This is a genomic window from Paenibacillus sp. 01T422, from assembly GCF_056398785.1.
Window position 1 is genome coordinate 1 of record NZ_JBFTQB010001192.1, and the last position, 1,524, is coordinate 1,524.

At 40.3% G+C, this 1,524-nt stretch carries 2 protein-coding genes; both read right to left on the reverse strand.

Annotation, left to right across the window (positions count from 1 at the left end):
• A partial coding sequence (locus tag AC1DUA_RS37065; RefSeq protein ID WP_477504480.1) for a carbohydrate ABC transporter permease occupies nt 1-361 on the reverse strand: 361 nt, incomplete at its 3' end.
• Nucleotides 362-366: 5 nt separating this feature from the next.
• Nucleotides 367-1,320: a carbohydrate ABC transporter permease gene (locus tag AC1DUA_RS37070; RefSeq protein ID WP_477504481.1), complete on the reverse strand. Its 954-nt coding sequence runs from the start codon at nt 1,318-1,320 to the stop codon at nt 367-369.
• Nucleotides 1,321-1,524: the final 204 nt, after the last annotated feature.

Genomic DNA, 1,524 nt, shown 5'->3' on the forward strand with positions numbered 1-1,524 from the left:
ACATTGCACCAGGTACAAATTGCGTACACAGTAACATAATCATGAAGGCGTTCTTCCCTTTGAATCGAAAACGACTGATGGCATATCCAACCAGAACTGAACAGACAAGCACGATAATAACTGTCATTCCAGAAACAACGATACTATTCTTAAAAAAAATCGAAAATCCAACGTTTTTCCAGGCAACTATATAATTTTCAAAAGTAACCTTGTCCGGCCAATAACGGATAGGCAACCTTGTAATTTCTCCCTCCTGCTTAAGGGATGTCACCACAGCCCAATATATTGGAAATAAGGTGAATGCCGCTGTCAACAAAAGCGGAAGTCTCAACATGAATAATCGGTCCAACTTTTTTAACATTGTGTCTAACCCTCCCTGCCAAAACGACTCAGTTTCAGGTAACCCATTGCAAACACAAGCAGAATGATAAAGCTGATTACTGTCAGGGCGGACCCATATCCAAAGTTTTGTGAAATAATCGCTTGATTCGCTACATACATCGTTAATGTAGTTGTTGTGTTAGCTGGTCCTCCGCCTGTCATCGTGAATAGTAAATCAACATTATTGAACTCCCAAACGGCTCTCAGCAAGGTGGAAAGAATAATTGAATTTTTCAGAAATGGTAAAGTGATATGGATGAAGGATTTCCATCGCCCCGCACCGTCAACTCTAGCTGACTCGTACAAGTCCTGCGGTATCGTTTGCAAAGCCGCCAGCATCGTAATCGCGAAGAACGGGATGCCCCTCCACAACTCTGTGATGATCACAGCAGGAAATACCGTCTTCAAATCCGAAAGCCATGCGAAGTTTTTTTCGATGAAGCCAAATTTAATAAGTAAGCTATTGATAAGCCCCATATGCTCATTGAAAAGCAGAGACCACATCGTTGAAGTTATTACACCGGAAACCGCCCAAGGCATAATYGAGATGGATCGGAACAAGCCTCGATAAGCAAATGCCTGAGATAAGAGCAGGGCAATCAGCAGTCCAAATATTAATTGAAATACAACTTCGATCGATACCCATTTGAATGAAATCAGCAAGCTAGAGTAAAACAATTCATCCTCACTAAAGATAGTCTTGAAATTATCCAGACCAATAAATCCGTTATAATAAGGCTTGGCTGGATTAAAATTCTGAAAGCTATAATAAAACACATTGGCCATCGGGTAAAATAAGAAGCTCATAATGAGTAGAACGGCGGGTGCAATTAACATATAAGGCATCCAATGCGTTCTTGGTCGTTTCATTCGTTTTCGCTCTAGTTTGTTCGCCGGATTGATCGGCAGGTTATCTGTGTAAATCGTGTTGGTACTCATTTGTCTCCTCTCTTTCTTCATGAATTACAGAATTGCAGCGAATAAGCGATGCTTGCGGCAATTGACTCATTCGCCTTACTCCGTTTGTCTATACTATTAATATAGAGAGAATTGGTTGAGTATGGAATTCAATATCTTTTTAGCTCTTATCAATATCTTTTCATCTTGTATCTCATTATAGGGAGCAGAAAGTGTATACACATC